The following is a 24,601-nucleotide window of genomic DNA, read 5'->3' on the forward strand; positions in this document are numbered from 1 at the left end:
TGGTGGGACTAGGCTGTCCGGCGACCCCGTCGCCGGACGCGAGAGGTGTATTGGTCTGTGGAAACCCCCCGCCGCACGGGCCGTGCCGGTCGTCGACGGACTACCGGCACGCCACTGTTCGGTCAGTTGCTCACGGCAGCGGTCGAATCCGCGGCCGAGTCGATCGCTGTCGGATACAACCCGACCGGAATGCCTGGCTCCGAACGCGAGCTCACCTATCGGGAACTCGACGAGGAATCCTCGCGACTTGCGCGGGAACTGATCGATCGCGGTATCGGCGCTGGTGACGTTGTCGCGATCGCGATCGCCAGGTCCATCGAGTCCGTGCTCGCCGTTTGGGCGGTCGCCAAAACCGGTGCGGCCTATGTGCCGGTCGACCCGGCCTACCCGCGGGAACGGATCGCGCACATCGTCGCCGACTCCGGCGCGGTGCTCGGGCTCACCGTGGCGACCCATCGGCCCGCGCTCGGGACCGGCCTGTACTGGATCGAACTCGACGATCCGGTGGTCGCCGGGCGCATCGCGGTCCGGCCCGCGCACGCGGTGAGCTATGCCGACCGGGTCCGCCCGATCGACGAGCAGCATCCCGCGTATGTCATCTACACCTCCGGTTCCACCGGTAAACCCAAGGGCGTCGTGGTGACGCACGCGGGACTGGCGACGCTGGCCGCCGCCGAGCGCGAACACCTCGGTGTCACAGCGAATTCACGGGTGCTGCACGTTTGCTCCCCGAACTTCGACGTCTCCGTGCTCGAGCTGCTGCTGGCGTTCACGGCGGGCGCCACTCTGGTGATCTCACCGCCCCGGATCTTCGGCGGCTACGAGCTCTCCGATCTGCTGCGCCGGGAACGCGTCACCCATCTGCTGATCACCCCTGGCGCGCTGGAGTCGGTCGACCCGGCCGGGCTGCCCGACCTGCGGGTCGTGCTGGTGGCCGGTGACCGGTTCGGGCCGGAACTGGTGGGGCGCTGGGCCACCGAGGGCCGGTCCTTCCACAACGGCTACGGCCCGACCGAGGCCACCATCCTCGCCACCAGCACCGGGCCGTTGCGTCCGCACGCCCCGATCACCATCGGGCACGCCGAGCCGGGGATCGGGTTGTATGTACTCGACGCCCGATTGCGGCCGGTGCCTGCCGGGGTGGTCGGCGAGCTCTACCTGTCCGGACCCGCGCTCGCCCAGGGCTATCTGGGCAGGCCGGGGCTCACCGCGGAGCGCTTCGTCGCCTCGCCGTTCGGGCCGGACCGGCTCTACCGCACCGGTGACCTGGTCCGCAGGCTCGTCGCGTCCGATCCGTCCGCTGCCGCCGCCAGGACCGCGGACCCTGGCGCGGGCGGCGCCCTGGAATATCTCGGCCGTACCGACTTCCAGGTGAAGGTGCGCGGCTTCCGGATCGAGCTCGGCGAGATCGACAACGCCCTCACCGCCCATCCCGATCTCGATTACGCGGTGACGGTCGGCAAGACCATGCCGTCGGGGGCGACCGCGCTGGTGTCGTATGTGCTGCCGCGGGTCGGCCGTACGGTGGACACCGGCGAGCTGGCCGAATTCCTGTCCGGCTCGCTGCCCGCGTACATGATTCCCGCCGTGATGATGGTGCTCGACGAACTGCCGCTCACCTCGGTGGGCAAGCTCGACCGGGCCGCGCTGCCGACGCCGGTGTTCACCGCGCGCGGCTTCCGTGCTCCGGCGACCCCGGCCGAACAGGTGGTGGCCGACGTGTTCGCCGCGTTGTTGCTGCGTGACGGCGCCGGGCGGGTCGGCGCCGACGACGACTTCTTCGAACTCGGCGGTGACTCGCTGCTCGCCGCCCAGGCCGTGGCGAGGATCGGTGCCGCGCTGGACGCGCGGGTGCCGGTGCAGGCCGTGTTCGAGGCACCCACCGTCGCCGCGCTCGCCAACAAGGCCGAGCAGCAGCGGGTTTCGGCGCGCGCGCTGCCGCTGACCAGGCAGCCGCGCCCCGAACTTGTCCCGCTGTCGTATGCCCAACAGCGGATGTGGTTCCTCAACCGCTTCGATCCCGGCTCCGCGGTCGACAACATCCCGGTGGCGGTGCGGCTGTCCGGGCGGCTGGACCTGCCCGCGCTGCACGCCGCCGTCACCGACCTGATCACCAGGCACGAGGTGCTGCGCACGGTCTACCCGGTGTTCGACGGCGACGCGCACGGCGACCAGCATCGGCTCGTGCTCGACGGAGAAGGCCACCAGGTGGTGCTCGCCCCAGGCGATCCGGCCGCGGCACCGGACTTCGAGTTGCTCGAAGTCGCCGAGAGCGAGGTATCCGCCGCGGTCGCGACAGCCGCGCTGACCGGCTTCGACGTCACCGCGGCACCGCCGGTGCGGGTCCGCGTGCTCGCCATCGCCGAATCGCGCAGACCGGACGACCCGGCCGAGCCGGACGGCCCATCGTCGGCGACCGAACACGTACTGGTGTGCGTGGTGCACCACATCGCGGGCGACGGCTTCTCCTTCGCACCGCTCACCAGGGACCTGCTCGCCGCCTACGCCGAACGCCGCGGCGGCGGCGCGCCGCAGTGGCCGCCGCTGCCGGTGCAGTACGCCGACTACGCGCTCTGGCAGCGCGCCCTGCTCGGCGCCGAGGACGATCCACAGTCGCTGCTCGCCGCCCAGGTCGCCTTCTGGCGGCGCACCCTGTCGGGCCTGCCCGAACAGCTGGAACTGCCCGCCGACCGGCCGCGTCCCGCGGTGGCGAGCCGCGCGGGCGACACCATGCGCATCCAGGTGCCCGCCTCGGTCCACGCCGGCCTGACCGCGCTGGCCCGCAGGCACAACGCGACGCTGTTCATGGTCGTGCACGCCGCCCTCGCGGTGCTGCTGGCCCGGCTGTCCGGCACCCGCGACATCGCCGTCGGCACCCCGGTCGCCGGGCGCGGCGAACAGGCGCTCGACGACCTGATCGGCATGTTCGTCAACACCCTCGTGCTGCGCACCGAGATCGACCCGGCCCGCAGCTTCACCGACCTGCTCACCGAGGTCCGCGCCGCCGACCTCGCCGCGTTCGGTCACGCCGACGTGCCGTTCGAACGGCTCGTCGACCTGCTGCAGCCGGTGCGCTCGACCGCGCGGCACCCGCTGTTCCAGGTGATGCTCACCTTCCAGAACATGGCGGGCACCGACCTGGCGCTGCCGGGGCTCGCGGTCTCGGCCGCCGACTTCAGCGTGCCGCTGGCGAAGTTCGACCTGCAGGTGGAGCTGGCCGAACGCATCGGCGCCGACGGCGCACCGCAGGGAATGGCCGCCACCTTCGTCTACGCGACCGACCTGTTCGAGCACGCGACCGTCGCCGACTTCGCCGACCGCTGGACCAGGGTGCTCGCCGCCGTGGTCGCCGACCCGTCGGTCCCGGTGGGCGATGTCGACGTGTTCGCCCCCGGCGAGCGCGAACTGGTCCTGCGCGAAGGGGAATCGCCCGGCATCGCGGTACCCGAGGTCACCGTGGCCGATCTGATCTCCGCGCAGGCGGCGCAGCGGCCGGAGGCGATCGCGGTGCGGGCGGGGGAGCGCTCGCTCACCTTCGGCGAACTGCTCGGCCGCGCTTCGGCACTGGCGCGCGCGTTGATCGCGCACGGCGCGGGACCGGAAACTCTGGTGGCCGTCGCCGTTCCGCGCACCGAGGAGCTTCCGCTCGCGCTGCTCGCCGTGCTGCTTTCCGGCGCGGGGTACCTGCCGATCGACTCCGGCTATCCGGCGCAGCGACTGGAGTATGTGCTCGCCGACGCGAAACCCACGGTGCTGCTGGCGACATCGGCCGAACGCGACCTGGTACCGGCGCCCGAGCTTCCGGTCGTGCTCGTCGACGAGCAGCCCGGCTACCCGAACACACCGCTGCGTCCCGCCGAACGGCGCGCGCCGGTGCGGCCCGATCACCTGGCCTATGTCATCTACACCTCCGGGTCGACCGGGCTGCCGAAGGGCGTCGGCGTCAGCCACCGGAACGTGCTGGAACTGTTCGCCAACACCCAGCTGCTGTTCGAGTTCGACCCCGACGACGTGTGGTCGGTGTTCCACTCCTTCGCCTTCGACTTCTCGGTCTGGGAGCTGTGGTGCGCGCTGGCCGGTGGCGCGTCGGTGGTGGTGGTCGACCACATCACCTCGCGGTCACCGCTGCAGTTCAGGGAGCTGCTCGCGCGCGAGCAGGTGACGGTGCTGAGCCAGACACCGACGGCCTTCGCTCAGCTCGACGAGGCCGACCGCGCCGCCCAAGCCGCCGGAGCCGCGCCACTGGCGTTGCGCTACATCGTCTTCGGCGGTGAGGCGCTCGACCCGAGACAGCTCACCCGCTGGTGCGCGCGCTACGGAAACGATGCCACCGCACCGCGATTGGTGAACATGTACGGCATCACCGAGACCACCGTGCACGTCTCGCACCTGACCATGGACGCGGGCGCCGCCGAGCTGCCGACCAGTCTGATCGGCCGTGCGCTGCCAGGTCTGTCGGTGGCGGTGCTCGACGACCGGCTGCAGCCGGTGCCGTTCGGCGTCGCCGGTGAGCTCTACGTCGCGGGCAACCAGGTTTCGCGTGGCTATCTCGGCAAGCCGGGCCTCACCGCGACCCGCTTCGTCGCCGACCCGTTCGGTCCGCCCGGATCCCGGCGCTACCGTTCCGGCGATCTCGGCCGCTGGATCGGTTTCCGTGGCACTCCCGTACTCGAGTACGGCGGCCGCGGCGATCAGCAGGTGCAGCTGCGCGGCTTCCGCATCGAGCCGGGCGAGATCGAGGCCGCGCTGCTCGGTGTGCCAGGTGTCGGCCAGGCCGCGATCGTGGTCCGCGCCGACGAACACGCGGGCGACCGGCTGATCGGCTATGTCGTCGGCGCGGGTGACGCGGCACTCGACCCGGTCGTGGTGCGCGAGACGGTGGCCGAATTCCTCACCAGCTACATGGTTCCCGATGCGATCGTGGTGCTCGACACCCTGCCGCTGACCGCCAACGGCAAGCTGGATCGTGCCGCGCTGCCCGCGCCGGAGTTCGCCGCCGACACCCCGTTCCGGGCCCCGACCACGCCCATCGAACTCGGCATCGCCGAGGTGTTCGCGACGCTGCTCGGGCTGCCAGAGGTCGGTCTCGACGACGACTTCTTCGCCCGCGGCGGCAATTCGCTGCTCGCGACCCGCGCGATCGCCAGGATCGATCAGGCGCTCGGCGCGGATCTGGTGGTCCGCGACCTGTTCGAGGCGCCGACGGTGGCCACCCTGGCGGCCAGAGTCCGGCCCGGCGCGGTGGCGGCGCCACGTCCGCCACTGACACCGGCGCAAGACCGCGGCGTCGTTCCGCTGTCCCCGGCGCAGCAGCGGATGTGGTTGCTCAACCGGATCGACCCCGATTCCCCGGCCTACAACATCCCGCTGGTGTTGCGGCTGCGCGGCGCGCTCGACGCCTCGGCGCTGCGCTACGCGGTGGCCGATCTGCTGGAGCGGCACGAGGCGTTGCGTACCCGGTTCCCGGCCGACGGCCCCGATGCCATGCCGTACCAGGAGATCATGCCGGTCAGCGCGGTCCTGCCGACCGGGCTGCCGATGGAGGAGTGCGACGATCCGCACGACCGGGTGATGTGGCTGCTCGCGGGCGGTTTCGATGTCGCGGAACGGGTTCCGTTGCGCGCGGGGCTGTTCACCGTGCCCGACACCGACCCGCTGGCCGAGGAGGAGCATGTGCTCGCCGTGGTGGTGCAGCACATCATCGCCGACGGCGCCTCGCTCGCGCCGCTGGCCCGCGACCTGGTGATCGCCTATCGCGCCAGGGTGGAGGGCCGCTCGCCCAGCTGGGCGCCGCTGCCGGTGCAGTACGCCGACTACGCGCTGTGGCAGCGCACGGTCCTCGGCGACGAAGCGGACGAGAACTCCACCGCCGCAAGGCAACTGGACTATTGGCGGCGCACGTTGGCCGGCTACGCCGGCACTGTCGACCTGCCGCACGATCATCCGCGACCGCCGCACGCCTCGCTGCGCGGCGCCGACGTGCGGGCCACCTTGCCCGCCGACGTACACGCCAGGCTCGTCGAGCTGGCCCGCGCGCAGAACGCTTCGCTGTTCATGGTCGTGCACGCGGCGCTGGCCGTGCTGCTGGCGAGGGTCTCCGGCAGCACCGACATCGTCATCGGCACCCCGATCGCCGGACGGGGCGAACCGGAGCTCGACGATCTGGTCGGCATGTTCGTGAATACGCTGGCGCTGCGCACCGAGGTGGCGCCGACCCGCGGTTTCGCCGAGCTGGTCACGCTGGCTCGCGAGGTCGACCTGGCCGCCTTCGCCAATGCCGACCTGCCGTTCGAGCGGATCGTCGACGAGGTCGCGCCGAGCGGGACGGTCTCGCACAATCCGCTGTTCCAGGTGGTGCTGTCGTTCCACAACAACGAGACACCGGTGCTGCGGCTGCCCGGCCTCACCATCGAGGCGATGGATCTGGCCGCGCGGCCTGCCAAGTTCGACCTGCAGGTGAATGTGGAGCCGCGGCACAGCGCCACCGGCGAACCCGACGAGCTCGGCATCGTGTTCACCTACGCCACCGACCTGTTCGACGAGCACACGGTCGCGGCGTTCGCCCGCGGGCTCGGCGAGATCGTCGCGGCGGTCGCGGCCGACCCGGACGTGCGCGTCGGCGACATCGACCTGCGCGACGCGGGGGAACGCGAACGCGAACTCACCGCGGCGGCGTACGCACCCGCCCCGTCGGCCAACGGTGCCGCGCTGGCTCAAGAGCTGGCTGCCGCCGTGGAGGAGGACCCGGAAGCGCCCGCGGTCGACCTCGGTGACTCCGCGCTCACCTATCACGAGTTCGATGCCGCCTCATCGCGATTGGCCCGTTCGCTGATCGCCCGTGGTGCCGGGCCGGGAACCGGTGTCGCGATCCGGCTCGAACGCGATCGGCACGCGGCGATCGCGACCTGGGCGGTGCTCAAAGCGGGGGCGGCCGTCGTGCCGCTGATGGCCATGGACGCGGGCCTCACCGACCGGATCGAGGTGAAACTCGGCCTCTCCGTCGACATCACCGACCCGCCGGACGGCCTGGACTGGTACGACCTGAACGACCCGGCGCTGATCGCCGAACTCGCCGCGGAATCGCCACGCCCGATCGGCTACGCGCACCGCACCAGGGCGTTGCGCGGTGACGATGTGGCGTTCATCGGTGGCGGCCGCACGCTGAGCTACGACCAGCTGGCCGGTGCCGCCGAGCGGGTGGCCCAGCGCACCGGGCTCGACTTCGAGTCGCGGACGCGGGCCGCGGGCAGGCCGGATTCGGTGGCCGGGGTGCTGGAGATCGTCGCGACCGGGATCGCGGGCGCGACGCTGGTGATGGCGCCGGACGACGGCGAGGACGAGGTGAGCCACGTGTTCACCGAGGCGGCGGTCGCGGTGGCCGCACCGGGCGATGAAACCGGTGCGACGATCGTGGCGCTGAGTGAGATGATCGGCAACGCCGGGGTGCCGCCGCAGCGGCGAACGGCGGTCGAGAAGTGATGGATAGGTGTTAGGTAGCGTGCGCATGACCGGGCAGCGGTTAGTCGGCTCTGTGGAGCGGAGGGCCACGGCGTGACCCGGATCGGCAGGGCCGCCGGTGGCCGGACCAGGCAGCGCGGGAAGTCGCTGCCGCAACTGCTGTCCGTCGCGGTGGAATCCAATCCAGGTGGGCTGGCGCTGACCTGGGACGACGGCGTCTCCGCGCCGGTGCGGCTGACCTACGCCGAGCTCGATGAACGCGCCAATCGGCTGGCCAGGCTGCTGATCGCGCGCGGGGTCGGTCCCGAGGACGTGGTCGCCGTCGGCATTCCCCGCTCGCCGGAGTCGGTGCTCGCCATGTGGGCGATCGCCAAGGCGGGTGCCGCGTTCGCGCCCGTCGACCCGAACTATCCGGCGGCGCGGATCGCCCACATGCTGTCGGACTCCGAGGCCGTGCTCGGGCTCGCGGTCGGCGCCGCGGTCGACCGGCTGCCCGGCACCGTCGACTGGGTGTGTCTCGACGACCCGGCCGTGCGCCGCGCCGCCGACGAGCAGCCCGGCGACCCGGTGACCTTCGCCGACCGGGTGCGTCCGCTGCGGCTGACTCACCCTGCCTACCTCACCTACACCTCCGGCTCCACCGGGCTGCCGAAGGGCGTGGTGGTGACCCAGGCCGGCCTGGCCGGGTACTGCGCCGAACAGCGCGCCAACTACGGCATCGAACCGTCCGCGCGGACCCTGCACTTCGCCTCGCCCTCGTTCGACGGCGCCGTGCTCGAACTGCTGATGGCGGTCGGTGCGGCGGCGACCATGGTGATCGTGCCCGCCGGGATTCTCGGCGGTGCCGAGCTGGCCGAGGTGCTACGCCGCGAGTCGGTGACGCACATGTTCATCACCACCGCGGCGCTGGCCTCGCTCGACCCGGCCGGGCTCGACGAGCTGGCCGTGGTCACCACCGGCGGCGAAGCCTGCCCGCCGGACCTGATCCGCCGGTGGGCCACCGAATTGCCAACGGGCACCCGGCGATTCCACGACTGCTACGGGCCGACCGAGACGACCATCGTCACCAATATCAGCGCGCCGCTCGTGCCAGGTGACACCATGAACTTCGGTGCGCCGCTGCGCGGCGTCACCGAGTACGTGCTCGACGAACGCCTGGTCCGGGTGCCGGACGGGATGATCGGCGAGCTGTACATCGCGGGCAGCGGGCTGGCCCGCGGCTACCACCGGCAGCCTGGGCTCACGGCCTCGCGGTTCGTCACCGACCCGTTCGCCGCGGCGCCTGATGGCGGGACAGTCGAGGACGCTGCGTGGTCACGCTCCGCCACCGCCGCCGCGTCCGCCGGCAGTCCCGCGGCGGGCGGGCGCATGTACCGCACCGGCGACCTGGTCCGCCGACGCCCCGACGGCTCGCTGGAGTTCGTCGGCCGCAACGACTTCCAGGTGAAGGTGCGTGGTTTCCGGATCGAGCTGGGCGAGATCGACACCGTGCTCACCGCACACGACAGTGTCGATTTCGCGGTCACCGTCGGTCACGAACTCGACAACGGCACCACGATTCTGGCCGCCTACGTGCATGCCGCCGCAGGCGCGCGGATCGACACCGACGAACTGCTCGCGCACGCCAAGGCGGGTCTGCCCGCGCATATGGTGCCGACCGCGCTGACCGTATTGGACGCCATTCCGCTGACGCCGGTCGGCAAGCTGGACCGCGCGGCGCTGCCAGCACCGGCATTGCGGGCCAAGCAGTTCCGCGCGCCCTCGGGCGCGATGGAGGAGCTGGTCGCGCAGATCTTCACCGAACTGCTCGCGCCGGAGCGCCCGGTCGGCGCCGACGACGACTTCTTCGCCCTCGGCGGCAACTCCCTGCTGGCCACCCAGGCCGCGGCCCGTCTCGGCGCCGAACTGTCGGCGAGGGTGCCCGCCGGGCACATTTTCGAGAGCCCAACGGTCGCCGACCTCGCCACGCTGCTGGAGCCGCTCAAGGGCGCAGGCGGGCACGCCGCGCCGACGCGCAGGGAACGACCCGAGTTCCTCCCGCTCTCGCCCGCGCAGCAGCGGATGTGGTTCCTCAACCAGTTCGATCCAGGATCGACGGCGGAGACGATCCCGTTCGCGCTGCGGCTGGCAGGCCCGTTCGACCCGCGCGCGCTGCACGCCGCCCTCACCGATCTGGTGCACCGGCACGAATCGCTGCGCACCTACTATCCGGTGTTCGATGGCGGCGGGCTCGACTCCGGCGTCGGCCACCAGGTGGTGTTGCCGATCGCCGATGCCGTACCCGATGTGCTGGTCGACAACATCACCGAGGACCAATTGCCGTTGTGGCTGGGCGAATTCGCCGCCACCGGCTTCGATGTGGCCGCGGAGGTACCGCTGCGGGTGGCGCTGGCCGAACTCGGGCCGCGTGATCATGTGCTCGCGGTGGCGCTGCACCACATCACCGCCGACGGCGCCTCCATCGCCCCGCTGTTGCGCGATCTGCTCGGCGCCTACCTGGCCAGGCGCAACCGGTCGCGGCCGAGCTGGCGGCCGCTGCCGGTGCAGTACGCCGACTACACCATCTGGCACCGGGAACTGCTCGGCGCCGAGGACGATCCCGACTCGCTCGCCGCCGCCCAGCTCGCGCATTGGCGCCGCGAGCTGGCCGGACTGCCGGATCGGCTCGACCTGCCCACCGACCGGCCGCGGCCGCCCGTGTTCACCGGGCGCGGTGCCGAATTCGGCTTCCGGATCCCGGCCGATGTGCACACCGCGCTGGCCGCGCTCGCCCAGCGCAGCGGCGGCTCGGAGTTCATGGTCGTGCACGCCGCGTTCGCGGTGCTGCTCAGCAAGCTGGCGCACACCGACGACATCGCCATCGGCACCCCGGTGGCCGGGCGCGGCGCCCGCGAACTCGACGACCTGGTCGGCATGTTCGTCAACACCCTCGTGCTGCGCAGCCGGATCGAGGAGCGGGCCGGCTTCGCCGAGCTGCTGCGCGCCACCAAGCGCACCGACCTCGCCGCGTTCGCCAATGCCGATCTGCCGTTCGAGCGGCTGGTCGAGCTGCTCGATCCAGTTCGCTCACAGGCCCATCATCCGCTGTTCCAGGTGGCGCTGTTCTTCCAGAACCTGGACTTGCCGAACCTGCGGCTGCCGGGGCTCGACGCCACACCCGTCGATTTCGGCGGCACGGTGGCCAGGTTCGATCTGCAGCTGACCATCGTGCCAGGCACCGATCCGGCCGAACCGATGGCCGCGTCGTTCACCTACGCCACCGATCTGTTCGACGCCGAGTCGATCGAGCTCATGGCCGCCCGGTTCACCCGGCTGCTCGCCGCGGTCGCCGCTGACCCGGATCGGGAGATCGCGGCGCTCGACCTGATCACCGACGAGGAGCGCGAGCAGGTCCTGGCGCGCTGGAACGACACCGCACATCCGGTATCCGCCGAGCTGATGCTGGACGCGTACCGCCGCGCGGTGCAGACCCATCCTGACGCGACCGCCCTGGTCTACGCGGACCGTGAGTTCACCTACCGGCAGTTCGACGAGCGGGTGAACGCGCTGGCCCGGTTGCTGATCCGGTCCGGTGTCGGGCCGGAAGGACTCGTCGCACTGGCGATCCGGCGTTCGCCGGAGCTGGTGATCGCGATGTACGCGGTGCTCACCGCCGGTGGCGCCTACGTGCCGCTCGACCCGGATCATCCGGCCGAGCGCATCTCCTACATCCTCGACACCGCCCGACCCGCGGCGGTGCTCGCCGCCGAGCCGATCGCGGTGCCGGACGGCACCGAGCTGCTGGTGCTCGACGAGCTCGACACCACCGGTCTGGCCGTCGATCCGGTGCGTCCGGCGGAGCTGCGCGCGCCGCTGCTGCCCGATCATCCGGCCTATGTCATCTTCACCTCCGGTTCCACCGGTAAGCCCAAGGGCGTGGCGATCTCGCATGCCGCCATCCACAACCAGCTGGTGTGGATGCTGGCCAAGTACCCGCTCGCGCTCGGCGATGTGTACCTGCAGAAGACCGCGACGACGTTCGATGTGTCGCTGTGGGGCTACTTCATGCCGCTGCGGGTCGGCGCCGAGCTGGTGCTCGCCACCCCGGACGGGCACCGTGACCCGGCCTACCTGCTCGAGCTGATCGCCCGGCACCGGGTGACCGTCACCGATTTCGTGCCGTCGATGCTCACCGTCTTCGCGGCCCAGGCGGCGGCCGAGGACGGGGCAGCGGCACTGGCGACACTGCGCGAGGTGTTCGTGATCGGCGAGGCGCTGCCGCCGGAGACGGTGGACGCGATGGCCGCGGTGTGCCCGGCCCGGTTGCACAATCTGTACGGCCCCACCGAGGCCGCCGTCTCGGTCACCTACTGGCCTGCGCGAGCGGGTGAGCGCACCGTGCCGATCGGGCTGCCACAGTGGAATACCCGTGTCTACGTGCTGGATTCGCGGCTGCGTCCGGTGCCGCCCGGTGTCGCGGGTGAGCTCTGCCTCGCGGGCGATCAGCTCGCGCGCGGGTATGTCGCCAGGCCGGGACTCACCGCCGACCGGTTCGTCGCCGACCCGTTCGCCGGGGCGCCAGGGCAGCGCATGTACCGCACCGGTGATCTCGTGGTGTGGCGCCGGGCCACCGCGGCCGCACCGCAGCGCCTGGAATATCTGGGCCGCATCGACTTCCAGGTGAAGTTCCGTGGCCAGCGCATCGAGCTCGGCGAGATCGAGACCGCCCTGCTCGCCGACGAGTCCGTGAATCAGGCCGTGGCCGCGGTGGTCGCCACCGAGCTCGGCGATCAGCTGGTCGCCTATGTCGTCCCGGCGCCGGGACACAGCGCCGATCCCGATCGGCTGCGCGCGATCGCGGCGAAAACACTGCCCGCCTATATGGTCCCGGCCGCGGTCACCGTGCTCGACGCGCTTCCGCTCAATGCCAGTGGCAAACTCGACCGCAAGGCGCTGCCCGCACCGCATTTCCGGACCGGGGTGTTCCGTGCGCCCGCGACCGGAAGCGAGCGGCTCGTCGCCGGTTTGTTCGGGGAAGTGCTCGGCCGTACCGATATCGGCGCCGACGACGACTTCTTCGCCCTCGGCGGCAACTCCCTGGTCGCCACCAAGCTCGCCGCCCGCCTCGGTGCCGCCACCGGCAGCCGGGTGGCCGTGCGCAGCCTGTTCGAGACCCCGACCGTCGCCGGGCTCGCGGCGACCCTGGACCAGGGAATCGAACCCGAGGCAGGCACCGGACTCGGCGCGATCGCCCGCCCGGACGAGCTGCCCCTCTCGCCCGCCCAGCGGCGCATGTGGTTCCTCAACCGCTTCGACCAGGGCGTGCGCACCGATGGCGCCGCCGCCTACAACCTTCCCTTCGCGCTGCGGCTGCGCGGCACGCTCGATATCCCGGCGCTCGCCGCTGCCTTGCGTGATGTGCTCGCCCGGCACGAGGTGCTGCGCACGATCTACCCGGACACCGCCACCGGCCCGGTTCAGCGGATCCTCCCGGCGGACCAGGTCGACCTGGAGCCGGCGGTCCATCGGGTCGCCGCGAACGACGCATCGGCGGGCCCCGCCGCGAGTACCGGGCGACCCGGCGCCGCGGCGGTCGGCGGCGACGCTGTGGCCGAAGCACCCGGTGGACCTGCCGACGAACTCCTTGCCCAGGTGATGGCCCTGGCCGCCACTTCGTTCGATGTGACGGCCGAAGTGCCGTTGCGGGTCCGGCTCTTCGACGTCACCGGTGACGCCCCCGACGCGCCGCCGGAGTATGTGCTCGCCGTCGTGGTGCACCACATCGCGGCGGACGCGTCCTCGATGGCGCCACTGGTCCGCGATCTGACCGTGGCCTACCTGGCGCGCTCGGCGGGACGGGCACCGCAATGGGCACCGCTACCGGTGCAGTACGCCGATTACGCGCTGTGGCAGGTCGACCGGCTCGGGTCCGAACAGGATGCCGAGTCCGTTGCCGCACAGCAGATCTCGTTCTGGCGTGCGGAACTGGCCGGTCTGCCCGACCTGCTGGAACTGCCCGCCGACCGGCCGCGCCCCTCGGTCGCCTCGCTGGCCGGTGGCCGGGTGCCGGTGCGGATCGACGCCGCAACCCATGCCGGGATCGCCGGGATCGCCAAGGACAGCGGGTCGACGGTGTTCATGGTGCTGCACACCGCCTTCGCGGTGCTGCTGGCCCGGCTGGCGAGCGCCGCCGACGTGGCGGTCGGCACGCCGGTAGCCGGGCGCGGCGCGCGCGAACTCGACGATCTGATCGGCATGTTCGTCAATACCGTCGTCCTGCGCACCCGGTACGACGGTGGCGCCACCTTCGCCGATCTCCTCGCCGCGCAGCGGGCGAGCGACCTCGCCGCCTTCGCCGCCGCCGATGTGCCGTTCGAACGTCTCGTCGAAGTGCTCGATCCGCCGCGCTCCACCGCGCGGCATCCGCTGTTCCAGGTCGGTCTGTCGTTCCAGAACGTCGAAGGCGCCGTGCTGGAGCTGCCAGGCCTGCGGATCGCGCCGGTGTCGGCCGAACTCGCTGTGTCACAGTTCGATCTGCACCTGATCGTCGGTGACGGCTACGCCGCCGACGGCACGCCGACCGGGATCGAGGGCTTCTTCACCTACGCCACCGACCTGTTCGACGAACCGACCGTGCGCGGGTTCGCGGACCGGCTCGCCCTGCTGCTCGACGCGGTGATATCCGCGCCAGGGGTTGTCGTCGGCGATATCGACCTGCGAACCTCCGCCGAACGCGCCACCGAGGTCACCGCCGGTGCCGCCGATCTCGCGCTGCCCAGCGGTACACTCGCCGACCTGCCGACGCGGGCGCGACCGGACGCCGTCGCCCTCGTCGCCGACCTGCCAGAGGGCAGGCTGGAGCTCACCTACGCCGAGTTCGAGGCCAGGGTGAATCGCCTCGCCCGGTTCCTGATCTCGATGGGTGTCGGTCCCGAGTCACTGGTGGCGCTGGCCCTGCCGCGCTCGATCGATCTGGTCGTCGCCATGTTCGCGGTCGCCAGGTCCGGTGCCGCCTACGTGCCGATCGACCCGGATCAACCCGCCGCGCGCACGGACTACATCCTCGCGAGCGCAGCGCCGATCTGCGTGCTCAGCAAGGGTTTCCGCACCGATGTCGCGCCGGTCGTCCGGGTGGATCACCCCGCCGTCGCCGCGGCCGACGCCACGCCCGTCACCGACGCGGATCGCCGTGCGCCGCTGCGCCCGGAGAACACCGCGTACGTCATCTTCACCTCCGGGTCCACCGGCCGCCCGAAGGGTGTGGCCGTGCCGCACGCGGCGGTGGTCAACCAATTGCAGTGGCTGCACGGAGAATTCGGCACCGGTCCGACCGACAGCTTCCTGCTGAAGACACCGGCCACCTTCGATCTGTCGGTGTGGGAGTTCTGGTCAGCCGCCACCTGCGGCGGCCGCCTGGTGATCGCCGCTCCCGACGGCCACCGCGATCCCGCCTATCTGCGGGCGCTCATCGCCGACGCGGGCGTCACCACGCTCACCGCCGTCCCGTCGCTGCTCGACGCGCTGGTCGGGTACTGGGAGGCCGGAGACGGCGCGCACCAGCCCGCGCGAATCCTCGCGATCGGCGAAGCGCTGCCACCGCGGCTGGCGCAGCGGCTGCTCGCCGCGCTGCCCGAGACCAGGCTCGACAATCTGTACGGCCCCACCGAGGCCGCCGTGTCGATCACCGACCACCGGGTCACCCCGGCCGACGTGCTCACCGTGCCGATCGGCACACCCGAATGGAACTGCCGCTGCTACGTGCTCGACGAGCGGTTGCGCCCGGTTCCGCCGGGTGTGCGCGGTGAGCTGTACCTGTCCGGCGTCCAGCTGGCCCGCGGCTACCTGCGCAAGGCCGCGCTCACCGCCGAACGATTCGTCGCCGATCCGTTCGAACCGGGTACTCGCATGTACCGGACCGGCGATCTGGTGTCGCGCGCCGCCGACGGTTCGCTGAACTACCTGGGCCGCACCGATTTCCAGGTGAAGATCCGTGGTTTCCGGGTGGAACCGGGCGAGGTGGAGTCGGTGCTGCTCGCACTGCCGGGCATCGGTAAGGCCGCGGTACTGGCCCGCCACGATCAGCACTTCGGCGACCGGCTGGTCGGGTATGTCGCCGGAGCGGATATCGATGTGGCGCAGCTGAAGTCGGCGCTGCGCGAACGGCTGCCCGACTACCTGGTGCCCGAGGCGTTCGTGGTGCTCGACGACCTTCCCCTGACCGTCAACGGCAAGCTCGACCGCGCCGCGCTGCCCGCCCCGGTCTTCGAGGCCACGGCTTTCCGCGCGCCGGTCACCCCCACCGAACAGCTGGTGGCCGACGTCTACGCAGAGATCCTCGGGACCGACCGGGTCGGCGCCGACGACGACTTCTTCGCACTCGGCGGCAACTCCCTGCTCGCCACCAGGGCCGCCGCCCGGATCGGCGCCGCGCTCGGCCGCGAGGTCGGCGTCCGCCTGCTCTTCGAGGTGCCGACGGTCACCGACCTGGCCGTCCGGGTCAATCGCGCCGACGCGCTCGCCGCCAAGCCGCTCGTCGCCGGACCGCGCCCCGACCCGATCCCGCTCTCGCTGGCCCAGCAGCGGATGTGGCTGCTCAACCGCCTCGACCCCGAGGCCACCGTCTACAACATCCCCGCCGCCATCCGCCTCACCGGCGAGCTCGACCTGCCCGCCCTGCGCATCGCGGTCACCGACCTGTTCGCCCGCCACGAGATCCTGCGCACGTACTATCCGGTCGGCACCGAGCGGGACACCGACCCGTGGCAGCACGTGCTCGCCCCCGGTGCGATGCCGGTCGACCTGACCCCGGTCCAGGTCAGTGCCGACGACGTGGCCGAGCAGGTGCGCAGCACGGTGGCCGAAGCCTTCGACGTGACAGCCGCGCCGCCGGTGCGGCTGCGGTTGCTGCGCCTGTCCGTCGACGAGCACGTGCTGGTGTTCGTGATCCACCACATCGCCGCCGACGGGTTCTCGATGGGCCCACTCACCCGCGATCTGGCCACCGCCTACACCGCGCGCACCGCGGGCGCCGAGCCCAGCTGGACTCCGTTGCCGCTGCAGTACGCGGATTACGCGGTGTGGCAACGTGACTCGCTCGGTGACGAGGCCGATCCCGGATCCACCGCGGCCGCCCAGCTGGCCTACTGGACCGCAGAGCTGGCCGGGCTGCCAGAGGAGATCGCGCTGCCGACCGACCGGCCACGGCCGCCGGTGCAGTCCTTCGCCGGCGCCCTGAGCACCGTCGATCTCGACGCGCCGACCCACGCCGGGCTCGCCGCGCTGGCCCGCGCGGAGGGCGTCACCGTGTTCATGGTGGTGCAGGCCGCGCTGGCGGTGCTGCTCGCCCGCGTCAGCGGCACCGACGACGTCGCCATCGGCACCCCGATCGCCGGGCGCGGCGCCCGCGAACTCGACGACCTCGTCGGCATGTTCGTCAACACCCTGGTGCTGCGCAGCCGGATCACCGCCGACGAGCCGTTCACGGCACTGCTGCGCCGGACCCGCGAGACCGACCTGGCGGCCTTCGCCCACGCAGACGTCCCGTTCGAGCGGGTGGTCGACGCGGTCCAGCCGGTGCGCTCAGCGGGCAGGCATCCGCTTTTCGGAGTGGCGCTGTCGTTCGAGAACCTCGCCCCGGTGGCGTTCGAGCTGCCCGGCCTTGCGGTGCGCGGGCTCGACGCGCGCACCGCAGAAGCCAAATTCGATCTGCTGCTCACCGTGCGCGAACTGCCCGAGCTCGGCGGTATGCAGCTCGAATTCACCTACGCCACCGATCTATTCGACGAGCACACGGTGCGGGCGCTCGGTACCCGGTTCCGCCGGGTGCTCACCGGGCTGGTCGCCGAGCCGCGGCGTCGCGTCGGTGATGTCGCCCTGCTCGACGACGCCGAATTCAGCGCCCAGACCAGCTTCGCCGGTCCAGCCGCCGAACCGGCGCGCACGCTGTCGCAGCTGATGGACGCCGCGGTGCGCGCCGATCCGTCGGGTATCGCGGTGCGCGGCGACGGCCGCGACTTCACCTACCTCGCCATCGACGCGGCGGCCAACCAGCTGGCCCGCGGGCTCATCACCCGTGGCGCCGGACCAGAAGTCGCGGTGGCCGTTGCCATCCGGCGCTCGGTCGAGTCCGTGCTCGCGGTCTGGGCGATCGCGCGCACCGGCGCGGTGATCGTGCCGATCGACCCCGGCTACCCGGCCGAGCGGATCCGCCACATGGTCGCCGATTCCGGTGCCGTCTTCGGTCTCACCCTCGCCGCCGAACTGGCCGGACTGCCGTCCCTCGACGACGGCACCTGGATCGCGCTCGACGACCCCGATTTCACCGCCGAGATCGCGGGCAACGCCTCCATCGCGCTGCGTGAGATCGAGCTGCTCGCACCGCCGCGCACCGGCACCGCCGCGTACATGATCTACACCTCCGGCTCCACCGGCCTGCCCAAGGGCGTTGTGGTGACCCATGCCGGGCTCGCCAACTTCTGCGCCGAGCAGAAGGAGCGCTATGGACTCGACCGAGGCAGCCGCGCACTGGCTTTCGCCTCACCGTCGTTCGACGCGTCCATGCTCGAACTGCTGCTCGCACTCGGCGGGCCAGGCACGCTGGTGATCGCGCCGCCGGACACGGTCGGCGGTCCCGAATTGGCCGAGCTGATCGAATCCGAGGGCATCACCCACGCGTTCCTCACCCCGTCGGTACTGGCCACCGTCGACCCGGCGCGGATGCCGGGTCTGCGCGCGCTCGTCGTGGGTGGCGAGCATGTGCCGAGCGAGCTGGTCGACCGCTGGAACACCCTGTCACTGCGCAGGTTCCACAATGGCTACGGCCCCACCGAGACCACCATCATGGCCTGTATCAGCGCGCCGCTGACTCCGGGCGGTACCACCGACATGGGTGGGCCGATTCGCGGGATGCGCGCGCTCGTCCTCGACGACCGGCTGCGGCCGGTACCCGACGGAGTCACCGGCGAGCTGTACTTGGGCGGCATCCAGCTGGCCCGCGGTTACCACCGCAGGCCCGGCCTGACCGCAGCCCGGTTCGTCGCCGACCCGTACGCGACCGATGGTGGCGCCGACGACGGCGCTCGCCTCTACCGCACCGGCGACCTCGTCCGCCGTCGTGGCGACGTGCTGGAGTTCGTCGGCCGCAACGACTTCCAGGTGAAGATCCGCGGTCTGCGGATCGAGCTCGGCGAGATCGACGCCGTCCTCGCCGCCGCCCCCGGGGTGTCCTGGGTCAGCACGCTCGGCCGCGACACCGGCACCGGTGCCACCATGCTCGTCGCCTATGTGCTCGCCGAACCCGACATCCGGCTCGATCCGGCCGAACTCACCGCGCTGGCCGCGCGCACCCTGCCGGACTACATGGTGCCCGCGGCCGTCGTCGTCCTCGACGAACTGCCGCTCACCCCCGTCGGCAAACTCGACCGGGCGGCGCTGCCAGACCCGGCGACCACACGGGTGGCGCACCGCCCGCCGAACACCACCGCCGAGCGAGTCATCGCGCGGGTGATCGGCGAGGTCGTCGGCCACGACCGGGTCGGCCTCGACGACGACTTCTTCGCGCTCGGCGGCGACAGCATCACCGCCATCCAGGTGGTCTCCCGAGCCGCGGCCGCGGGCGTGGTGCTGCGTCCGCGTGACCTGTTCGACGCCCGCACCGTCGCCGCGCTCGCAGGCCGCGCCGAGGTCACCACCGAGGCAGGCACCCAGCCCGCAGCTCTCCCGCTCACCGCCACCGCGGCCCAGCTGATCGAGGCGGGGGAGCGGGCCGTCGAACCGCGGGCCGTGCTGCTCGATGTCCCCGCCGACTGCCCCGACGACGCGGTCGGCGAGGTGGCCGCCGCGGTGATGAACCAGCATCCGATGCTGTGGGCCGTCCTCGACCGCACCGGCGCCACCCCGGCGCTGCGGATCCCGTCACACCGGGAGCGCACCGGCGACGCGTTCCGCAGGCTCGACGCCACCGACGGCGAGTCCACGCTGCCCATCGACGATGTCGTCGCCGCGGCCGCCGCCGCCCTCGACCCCGACGAGGGGCGCAATATCCACTTCGTGCTCACCGGGGACGGCGACGGCCCGGCGACCCTGGTCGTGGTCGCCAATGCCCTCGTGCTGGACGAGATGTCGCTGCGCTCGGTCGTCGACCAGCTGACCACGGCGTGGAGCAGGGGCAGGCACGCCGCGCCGTTCGCACCAGACGCGGGCCTCGGCGATCTGGTGCGCAGGCTCGCCGACTATCCGGCCTCGGCCCGTGCCGTCGCCGAACGCGAGTACTGGCATCGCGCGATCCGGTCCAGGGCCGCCGAAGCCACCGACCTCGGCCACCGCAGCCGGGTCTCGCTGAGCATCACCGGCGAGGGCACGGCGGCAGTCGGCACCGTCGCCGAGGCTTACCGCGCGAGCGTCGATGAGGTCCTGCTCACCGCCGCCGCGCTGGCCATACACACCGCGGCGGACACGGCCGTGGCACGGGCGATCGGCACCGTTGTCCGGCTGCGCGCCGACCAGCGGGTGCTCGGCAGGGCCGACGCCGAGAACGTGGTCGGCGGGTTCACCACCGACTACCCGCTGGCGCTACGCCTGGACGGCGTCGACATCGCCGACGCCCTGATCGGCGGTCCCGCCGCGGGTACCGCGCTGGCCCAGATCAAGGAACTGCGCCGGAACGTGCCCGCCCACGGTGCGGGTTTCGGCCTGCTGCGCTACCTCGACGGTGCTGCCGCGGGCAGCGTGCGCTCGCTGGACCGCGGCCGGTTCGCGGTCCGCTTCCGCGACCTGCGCCCGGCCAGGGTGCACACCGACGGCGCCGCCGACGACCTGGCCCTCGTGCTCACCGTCGACGCCACCGACGACGGCATGATCGCCCGCTTCGACTACGCCGCCGCGGTGCTGTCGGCCGACGACGTCAAGGTCTTCGCCGAACACTGGATCCGCGCGCTCGGCGGGCTCGCCGAGCACGGATTGCGGCCGGGCGCGGGCGGATTCACCCCGTCGGACTTCCCGCTCGTGCGGCTCGGGCAGGCCGAGGTCGGCCGCCTGGTCCGGCGCTACCCGCTACTCGCCGACGTATGGCCGGTGACGCCGCTGCAGTCCGGCATGCTGTTCCACGCGCTGCTCGCGGAGAACTCCGTCGATCCCTACATCACCCAGTTCGTCCTCGATCTCGACCCTGCCGTCGATCACCGGCGGCTGCACCTGGCCGCGCAGACCGTGCTCGACCGGCACGACAACCTGCGGGTCGCCTTCGCCACCGACGCGGCGGGCACACCGCTGCAGGTGGTGCTCGACGACATCGACGTCCCATGGCGAGTGATCGATGGTGACGCGACGAGCTACCAGCGGATCAGGTCCGCCGACCTGGCCACCCACTTCGACATGGCGACCGCCCCGCTGCTGCGTTTCACCCTGGTGCGCACCGCCGATACCGCGCATCTGCTCGTCACCAGCCATCACATCCTGATCGACGGCTGGTCGATGCCGCTGCTGCTGCAGGAACTGCTCATCGCCTATGCCGTCGGCGGACGTACCAGGCGGCTGCCCAAGGTGGCGCCCTACCGCACCTACCTGGCCTGGCTGGCCGATCAGGATCTCGAGGCCGCGCGGCAGGCCTGGCGCACCGCGCTCACCGGCCTCGCCGAACCGACCCCGCTGGCACCGGTCGACCCAGGCCGGGAGATCGCCACCGGCACCGGCGAAACCGGCTTCACGCTGAGCGAAGCCGATACCGCCGCGCTCGGTGAGCTGGCGGGCGGCCTCGGCGTCACGCTGAACACCGTGGTGCAGGCGGCCTGGGCACTGCTCATCGCCCGCCTGGTCGACCGCGACGACGTGGTGTTCGGCGCCACCGTCTCCGGCCGTCCCGCCGCGCTCGACGGGGTGGAACGCATGGTCGGGTTGTTCCTCAACGCGATCCCCGTCCGGGTCCGGCTGCGCCCCGGCCACACCGTCGCCGAACTGCTGCGCACCCTGCAGGACGAACAGGCCGCCCTGCTCGAATACCACTATCTCGGGCTCGGTGAGATCCAGGAGATCGCCGGGCTCGATGCCCTGTTCGACTCGCTCGTCGTCTTCGAGTCCTTCCCGGTGGATCGGGCCGGTCTCGCCGATGCCGCGTCCGGCTCCGCCGGCGTATTCGGCCTCGACGCCGCCAACGGCACCCACTACCCGATCACCGTGCAGGTCGTCGCCGACACTCAGCTGCGGGTGTCGGTGAAGTACCTGCGTGACGTGTTCGGTGAGCCGACGGCGACCGCACTGGCCCAGCGACTTTCGATGCTGCTGGCCCGGTTCATCGCCGCACCTGGGGCGCGCCTCGCCGAGATCGACGTACTGCTCGCCGAGGAACGCGCGACCCTCACCGCGCTCGATGCCACCGACGCGCCGGAGCTGCTCGACGAGTCGACCCTGCTCGACCTGTTCGACGAGCAGGTGGCGCGGACGCCCGCTGCCATCGCGCTCATCGACGGCGACACCGCGCTCACCTACGCCGAATTCGACGCGAAGGTCAGCGCGCTCGCCGCCGTGCTGCGGGCCGAGGGCGCGGGGCCGGAGACCCTGGTCGCCGTCGCCATGCGCCGCGGGATCGATCTGGTGACCGCGATCTACGCCGTCCTGCGGACCGGTGCCGCCTATGTGCCGGTCGACCCGGATCACCCGGCCGAACGCACCGAAAGGGTGTTGCGGACGGCGGCGCCGATCCGAGTGCTCACCACCACCGGCACCGGGTTCACCAGCGCCGCGGACGTGCCGGTGCTCGCGGTCGACGCGCTCGACGCCGTGCCAGCGGCGGAGTTCGCGACGTCGCGACCCGACGGCCTCGCCTACGTCATCCACACCTCCGGCTCCACCGGCAAACCCAAGGGCGTCATGCTCTCCCACCGGCAGCTGGTGGCCCAGTTCCGCTGGGCCCAGCGCACCTATCCGCACGGGCCGGGTGATGTGGTGCTGCACAAGACCCCGGTCACCTTCGACATCTCCACCTGGGAACTGCTGTGGCCCTTGCAGACCGGGGCCACCGTGGTGCTCGCCGCGCCCGACGGGCACCGCGATCCCGGCTATCTCGCCGGGGTGCTCGCCGAACGGTCGGTCACCACGGTGCATTTCGTGCCGTCCATGCTCGACGCGTTCCTCGCCGACGGCGGTACCGGTGCCTTCCCGGCCCTGCGGCGGGTATTCGCGGCCGGTGAGGCGCTGTCGGCCGCGACGGCCCGTCGGTTCGCGCAGCGGCTGCCCGGCGCCGAGCTGATCAACTGGTACGGCCCAGCCGAAGCCGCGGTCGTCACCGCGACCGTCGCCGAAGCCGATGCCGCCGTTGGCATCCCGATCGGCGCGCCGGTGGCGAACACCCGCGTGCACGTGCTCGACCGGCAGTTGTGCGCGGTCCCGCCCGGCACGGCGGGCGAGCTGTATCTGGAAGGCGTGCAGCTCGCGCGCGGCTATCTCGGCGCGCCCGCGCTCACCGCCGAACGATTCGTCGCCCATCCCGGCGGTGGCAGGCTCTACCGCACCGGCGATGTGGTTCGCGTGCTCGACGGCACCCTGGAATACCTGGGGCGCAGTGACTTCCAGGTCAAGCTGCGCGGCCAGCGGATCGAGCTCGGTGAGGTCGAGGCAGTGCTGCGGGAACATCCCGAGGTCCGGCACGCGGCCGTCGCCCTCGTCAGCGGGTCGACCGGTGATCGCCTCGTCGGCTACGTGGTCCCGGCCCGGACGCCTGGCACCGCGCCGGTGTCACCGCCGCCCGCCGCGGGCTACTCGATCGAAAGTGGCTCGGGAACAGACGAGTTCGACACCGCGGCCGTGCTGGCCGCCGCGCGGACCGCGCTGCCTTCGTACATGGTGCCTGCCGCTCTGGTCGTCCTCGCGGCGCTGCCGCTCAACGCGAGCGGCAAACTCGACCGCAATGCCCTGCCCGCGCCCGCCGCGACCACCAGGCCCTACCGGCCGCCGGTGACCCCGCTGCAACGCGCGGTCGCCGAGGTGTACGCCGAGGTGCTCGGCGCGGGCAAGGTCGGCCTCGACGACGACTTCTTCGAACTCGGCGGCAACTCGCTGATCGCCACCAAGGCCATCAGCAGGCTGCGCACCAGAGCGGGCGCCGAGGTCAGGGTGCAGTGGTTCTTCACCGACGCCACTGTCGCCGCGCTCGCCGCCCGGATCGATGCCAGCCAGTCCGGCACCGGCGACTACGACCAGGAATCCGACGACGCCCTCGGCGTGTTGCTGCCCATCCGCAACCGGGTGCCGCACGGCACCGAGGCGGCCGGACCGCTGTTCTGCGTGCACCCCATGTACGGCCTGTCCTGGTGCTACGCCGGGCTCGCCAAGTACATCCCGGCGCGGCGGCCGATCTTCGGCCTGCAATCGCCCGCGCTGAGCGAGGCCGGGTATCTGCCCGGCACCCTCGCCGAGATGGCCCGCCGCTACGTCGCCGAGATCAGGGCCGAACAGCCACACGGGCCGTACCGGCTGCTCGGCTGGTCGCTGGGCGGTGTGCTCGCGCACGCGGTCGCCACCGAGCTGCAGGCGGCGGGGGAGCGGGTCGCGCTGCTGGCCATGCTCGACTCGCATCCCGACATCGACGTCCCCGATTTCCACACCGCGGTGCGCGACGCGCTCGCCGAACTCGGGGTCGACCTGGGCGCGGCGCTGCCGAGTTCGGGCGTTCGCGAGCTCAGCGAGGACGGGCTGGCCGCCCTGCACGCGATCATCCCCGCCAACATGGCCGTGCTGACCCCGGAACGAGTGCGCCGGATCTACCGCAGCGCCGTGCGCTCGGCTGAACTCATCGCCGAGCACCGGCCGGCGGTGTACCGGGGCAGGCTCGAATACTTCAGCGCGCTCGGCCACGAGACCGCCGCCCGGAATTGGGCACCGTATGTCGACGGCGAGGTCCGTGATCGGCCGGTCCCGGTGGTGCATGATCAGATGACCTCACCGCAGGCGCTGGCCGAGATCGGCCCGCGCGTGGCCGAGCTGCTCGACGCGTCGGACCGCGAAACCGGGGCGCGATGACATCGGTGTTGCCGGTGAGGCATGATGTGACCGCGCTGTTGTAACGGTTCCTACTGTTGTATCGCCTGGGTAACCCGTAGGGTTCTCGCGTGGTGCAACCCATTCGAAACGAAGCGAAGGTGCGAAATTGATTCGTCGGCACTCCCGGCGTCGT

At 71.7% G+C, this 24,601-nt stretch carries 2 protein-coding genes; both read left to right on the top strand.

The genetic code is table 11. The features are described 5' to 3' along the window. The first annotated feature begins 126 nt into the window (after window positions 1-126). Window positions 127-7,479, top strand: a complete 7,353-nt coding sequence (locus ACFOW8_RS06930; RefSeq protein WP_449289755.1) for an amino acid adenylation domain-containing protein — start codon at window positions 127-129, stop codon at window positions 7,477-7,479. Window positions 7,480-7,551: 72 nt separating this feature from the next. Then, a complete protein-coding gene (locus ACFOW8_RS06935; protein WP_378547100.1) occupies window positions 7,552-24,447 on the top strand; it encodes an amino acid adenylation domain-containing protein in 16,896 nt (5,631 codons plus the stop codon). The last annotated feature ends 154 nt before the right edge of the window (window positions 24,448-24,601 follow it).

The organism is Nocardia rhizosphaerae, assembly GCF_042650365.1.
Taxonomy (GTDB): Bacteria; Actinomycetota; Actinomycetes; order Mycobacteriales; family Mycobacteriaceae; genus Nocardia; species Nocardia rhizosphaerae.